This window comes from Bradyrhizobium sp. P2_E8, from assembly GCF_056403875.1.
In genome coordinates, this window is sequence record NZ_JBFUES010000591.1 from 1 (window position 1) to 4,762 (window position 4,762).

At 63.6% G+C, this 4,762-nt stretch carries 4 protein-coding genes and 1 pseudogene; 2 read left to right on the forward strand and 3 right to left on the reverse strand.

The features are described from left to right. Positions 1-272 precede the first annotated feature (272 nt). Positions 273-776 carry a DUF1993 domain-containing protein gene (locus AC1D00_RS27275; protein WP_477012790.1) on the forward strand — a complete coding sequence of 168 codons (504 nt, stop codon included), beginning with the start codon at positions 273-275 and terminating at the stop codon, positions 774-776. A 184-nt stretch (positions 777-960) separates the two neighbouring features. After that, positions 961-2,061 (forward strand): alkene reductase, encoded by a 1,101-nt coding sequence (locus AC1D00_RS27280; protein ID WP_477012791.1) that lies wholly within the window; start codon positions 961-963, stop codon positions 2,059-2,061. Positions 2,062-2,418: 357 nt separating this feature from the next. On the opposite strand, the gene AC1D00_RS27285 is transcribed toward AC1D00_RS27280, so the two are convergent. The 3 genes and pseudogenes from AC1D00_RS27285 to AC1D00_RS27295 form a co-directional block, all read right to left on the reverse strand. Further along, on the reverse strand, positions 2,419-4,161 hold the full coding sequence (locus AC1D00_RS27285; RefSeq protein WP_477012792.1) for an ABC transporter substrate-binding protein: 1,743 nt from the start codon (positions 4,159-4,161) through the stop codon (positions 2,419-2,421). 130 nt (positions 4,162-4,291) lie between these two features. Further along, positions 4,292-4,621 carry a DUF2160 domain-containing protein gene (locus AC1D00_RS27290; RefSeq protein WP_027543702.1) on the reverse strand — a complete coding sequence of 110 codons (330 nt, stop codon included), beginning with the start codon at positions 4,619-4,621 and terminating at the stop codon, positions 4,292-4,294. Positions 4,622-4,631: 10 nt separating this feature from the next. Beyond that, positions 4,632-4,762 (reverse strand): annotated as a pseudogene (locus tag AC1D00_RS27295) (carbohydrate ABC transporter permease); the annotation flags it as partial.

Here is a 4,762-nt window from a genome sequence, read left to right on the forward strand (position 1 = left end):
GGCGCAGCCCCAGGCGACGGTGCGCTAAGCCTTACTCCGTCATGCCCCGGCTTGACCGGGGCATCCAGTACGCCGCGGCGATAGTTGCTATGCACAACTTTTGCCGCGGAGTACTGGATCGCCCGCCTTCGCGGGCGATGACACTGCGGGTGGAGCGCTGTAGAATTTTCGCACCGCACAAGCCGCTTTCGCGATTGCATTTTTCCATGACGTTCCCATGTGAGTGGCTCAGGTTTTCTGCTGAGATTTCCCACCATTCAAGCGAGCATCACATGTCCTTCTACGACGCCGTCGTCCCCGCCTATTTGCAGATGCTGCACAGCCTCACCGGCCTGCTCACGAAAGCCGAGGCGCATTGCGCGGCCAAGAAGGTCGACCCGAGCGTCCTGCTCGGCTCCCGCCTGTTCCCCGATATGCTGCCGCTGTCGAAGCAGATCCAACTCGTCAGCGACTTCGCCGCCAAGGGCTGCGCACGGCTGACCCACAGCGAGGTGCCCTCGACGCCCGACACCGAGACCAGCTTTGCCGAACTGAAGCAGCGGCTGGCCAAGACGATCGACTACGTGAAGTCGTTCAAGCCCGCGCAATTCGAGGGCGCCGACGCCAAGGACGTCACCTTCCCGGCCGGCCCCGACAAATCCATCACCATGAAGGGCCAGCAATTCCTCAGCGCGTTCTCGCTGCCCAATTTCTATTTCCACGCCACGACCGCGCACGGCATTCTGCGCCACAACGGCGTCGAGATCGGCAAGCGCGATTTCCTCGGCGCGAACTAAAACCCGGATATCAAGCGGGCGCGGCAGGGAGATCAAATCCGCCGCCGCGGCCCGAATTGCACATGAATTATGCTACGCGGTCCTTGCCGCGTAGCTCGCCTGCACTTTCCGTATGGCTCCTCCCTTGCGCTGATTGCCGCGATGCACAAGTGTTCCGGACCTCTCACCGCCTGGAAGCATTCCCATGAGCCGTTCGACCAAGTTGTTTGAGACCTACAAGCTCGGCCCGATCACGCTGGCCAACCGCCTGGTGATGGCGCCGCTGACGCGCAACCGCGCCGTTCCCGGCACGTTCGCGCCCGGTGCGCTCGCCGCCGACTATTACGGCCAGCGCGCGTCCGCAGGCCTGCTGATCACCGAAGCGAGCCAGGTTTCCCAGCAGGGCCAGGGCTACCAGGACACCCCCGGCATCTACTCCAAAGACCAGGTCGCCGGCTGGCGCAAGGTCACCGACAAGGTCCATGAGCGCGGCGGCAAGATCTTCATCCAGCTCTGGCATGTCGGCCGCATCTCGCATGTCGCGCTCCAGGCGAATGGCGCAGCTCCGGTGGCGCCGAGCGCGATCCGCGCCAAGGGCAAGACCTTCGTGAACGGCACCTTTGCCGACGTCTCCGAGCCGCGCGCGCTCGAACTCTCCGAAATTCCTGGGATCATCGACGACTTCAAGCGCGCCACGAAGAATGCGCTGGAGGCCGGCTTCGACGGCGTCGAGATTCACGGCGCCAACGGCTATCTGCTCGACCAGTTCGCAAGAGACGGCGCCAACAAGCGCACCGACGCCTATGGCGGCTCCATCGAGAACCGCGCGCGGCTGATGCTGGAGGTCTCCAGGGCGGTTGCCGCCGAGGCGGGCGCAGACCGCACCGGCATCCGCATCTCGCCGGTGACGCCGGCCAACGACCTCGCCGACAGCAATCCGCAAGCCCTGTTCGATCACATTGTCGACGGTCTCAGCGCGCTCAAACTGGTCTATCTGCACGTGGTCGAAGGCGCCACCGGCGGCCCACGCGACATCGCCCCGTTCGACTATGCGGGCCTGCGCAAGCGCTTCTCCGGCGCCTACGTCGCCAACAATGGCTACGATTTCGATCTGGCGACCAAGGTGCTGGRCGCGAACGCGGCCGATCTGATCGCGTTCGGCAAGCCGTTCATCTCCAACCCCGACCTCGTCGAGCGGCTGAAGGCCGGCGCGGCGCTGAACGACTGGGACAAGACCACGTTCTACGGCGGCAGCGCGAAGGGCTACACGGATTACCCGACGCTGGCGGCCGAGCCGGCGGAGTAAGGACCAACCACACGACAGCTGTCATGCCCCGCCAACGGGTCTCGCCTTCGGCGAGCCCGATGACAGGCTCCGGCGGGGCATCCAGTATTCCACCAGCAGTGAGATTCATCCGAGAGGCCGCGGCGTACTGGATCGCCCGCCTTCGCGAGCGATGACAGTTGTGAGTGCGGTAAGGCCGTCCCACAATCTCGTCATTGCGAGCGCAGCGAAGCAATCCAGAATCTTTCCGCGGGTGGCAGTCTGGATTGCTTCGCTGCGCTCGCAATGACGAGGTGGAGGCAGCGCACCTGACTCGCCAAAAGAAAAAGGCCGGGATCGCTCCCGGCCTTTCGTGTTTGATGACGCTCTGCGCGAGGCTTACTTCACTTCCGCGCGCTTGGGCGGGGTGGCCGGCCACGACTTGATCAGCGTGTCGTAGTCAACCGTCTCGCCCTTCGGCTTCTCGTTGGCGAGCTTGCGCTGCGGCGCGATGGTGCCGTCCTTCTGGGCCTTGGCGAACCAGTATTCGGCCGACTCCTTCTTGTGCAGCTTCGGACCGCAGGCGCCCTGCACGCCGGACTTCTCTAGGCGCTCCATGACGGAGTCCTGAGCAGCGGCCAGTGCGTCCATCGCGGCTTGCGGCGTCTTCGTACCGGACGACGCATCGCCGATGTTCTGCCACCAGAGCTGGGCGAGCTTCGGATAGTCAGGCACGTTGTTGCCGGTCGGGGTCCACTGCACGCGCGCGGGCGAGCGGTAGAACTCGATCAGGCCGCCGAGCTTCGGCGCACGCTCGGTGAACGACTTGTCCCAGATGTCGGATTCACGGATGAAGGTGAGACCGACATGGCTCTTCTTCAGCGACACCGTCTTGGAGACGATGAACTGCAGGTAGAGCCAGGCCGCCTTGCGGCGGTCGGCCGGGGTCGACTTCAGGAGAGTCGCCGAACCGGCGTCCTGGTAGCCGAGCTTCATGCCTTCCTTCCAGTACGAGCCGTGCGGCGACGGAGCCATACGCCACTTCGGCGTACCGTCCGCGTTCATCACGGCGATGCCGGGCTTCACCATGTCGGCGGTGAAGGCGGTGTACCAGAACATCTGCTGGGCGATGTTGCCCTGCGCCGGCACCGGACCCGACTCGGAGAAGGTCATGCCCTGGGCCTGCGGCGGGGCATACTTCTTCATCCACTCGAGGTACTTGGTGATCGAGTAGACCGCAGCCGGACCGTTGGTGTCGCCGCCACGCTCGACCGACGAGCCGACCGGACGGCAGCCTTCCATGCGGATGCCCCATTCGTCGACCGGCAGGCCGTTCGGGATGCCCTTGTCGCCGTTACCGGCCATCGACAGCCAGGCGTCGGTGAAACGCCAGCCGAGCGAGGGATCCTTCTTGCCATAGTCCATATGGCCGTAGACCTTGACGCCGTTGATCTCCTTGATGTCGTTCGTGAAGAACTCGGCGATGTCCTCATAGGCGGACCAGTTCACGGGCACGCCGAGCTCGTAGCCATACTTGGCCTTGAACTTGGCCTTGTAGTCCGGGTTGGTGAACCAGTCGTAGCGGAACCAGTAGAGGTTGGCGAACTGCTGGTCGGGCAGCTGATAGAGCTTGCCGTCCGGCGCCGTGCCGAACGACTTGCCGATGAAGTCGTTGACGTCGAGCATCGGATCGGTGACGTCCTTGCCCTCGCCGGTCATGTAGTCCGACAGCGCGATGGTCTGACCGTAGCGGAAGTGCGTGCCGATCAGGTCGGAATCGTTGATCCAACCGTCATAGACATTCTTGCCGGACTGCATCTGGGTCTGCAGCTTCTCGACGACGTCACCTTCCTGGATGATGTCGTGCTTGAGCTTGATGCCGGTGAGCTCGGAGAACGCCTTGGCCAGCGTCTGCGATTCGTATTCGTGGGTCGTGATGGTCTCGGAGACGACGTTGATCTCCATGCCCTTGAAGGGCTCGGYAGCCTTGGCGAACCACTCCAGCTCCTTCTTCTGGTCGTCCTTCGACAGCGTCGAGGGCTGGAATTCCGCAATCCACTTCTGGATCGCGGCGTCGTCGGCGGCGCGGACCGGCGCCGAGACGGCGAACGACACCRCAATGATGGCGGCGGCGCTGGACATGGTCAGAAAGCTATTCTTGGTCAATGGACCTTTCCTTCTCCTAAACTGTCGCATGTTGTTCCTCCGTTGCAGCGACAAAATTTTATACAGGCCCGGGTTGCCCCCGGATCTGGCCGTCCCTTCGCGAGCTTCAGACCGTGCGAAAAATGAGCACGGCCGTGGCCAGCGAAATCCCACTTGCGAGCCAGAGGCTCGAAATCTCAAAACCTTCCTCGCCGATCGGCAGAGTGGCGAGTACGTCGGTGCCGGCGAAGGCGATCCACAGAAGGTGGATGACGGCCGCCGTGATCAGGGAGATGAACAGGCGATCGCCCCGCGTCGTCGGAATGCTGAGCACGCCGACGCGCTCGGCTTCGGGATAGACCGCGGCGAGGTACGTCATGACCGCGAGGGTGCAGGCGAGCGCCACAAAGAAGATCGCCGTCGGCGGCGTCCAGGCCATCCATGCAATAGCTTCCATCGATGCCTCCCTAGACCCGACCGAGCGCGAAACCGCTCGCGATGTAATTGCGGACGAACCAGATCACGAGGGCGCCCGGGATGATGGTGAGCACGCCCGCTGCGGCCAGCAGGCCCCAATCCATGCCCGCAGCCGACACCG

Excerpts from the sequence above, each read along its gene's own strand:
- AC1D00_RS27275 (WP_477012790.1), top strand. The coding sequence starts at position 273 with ATGTCCTTCTACGACGCCGTCGTCCCCGCCTATTTGCAGATGCTGCAC.
- AC1D00_RS27290 (WP_027543702.1), bottom strand. The coding sequence starts at position 4,621 with ATGGAAGCTATTGCATGGATGGCCTGGACGCCGCCGACGGCGATCTTC.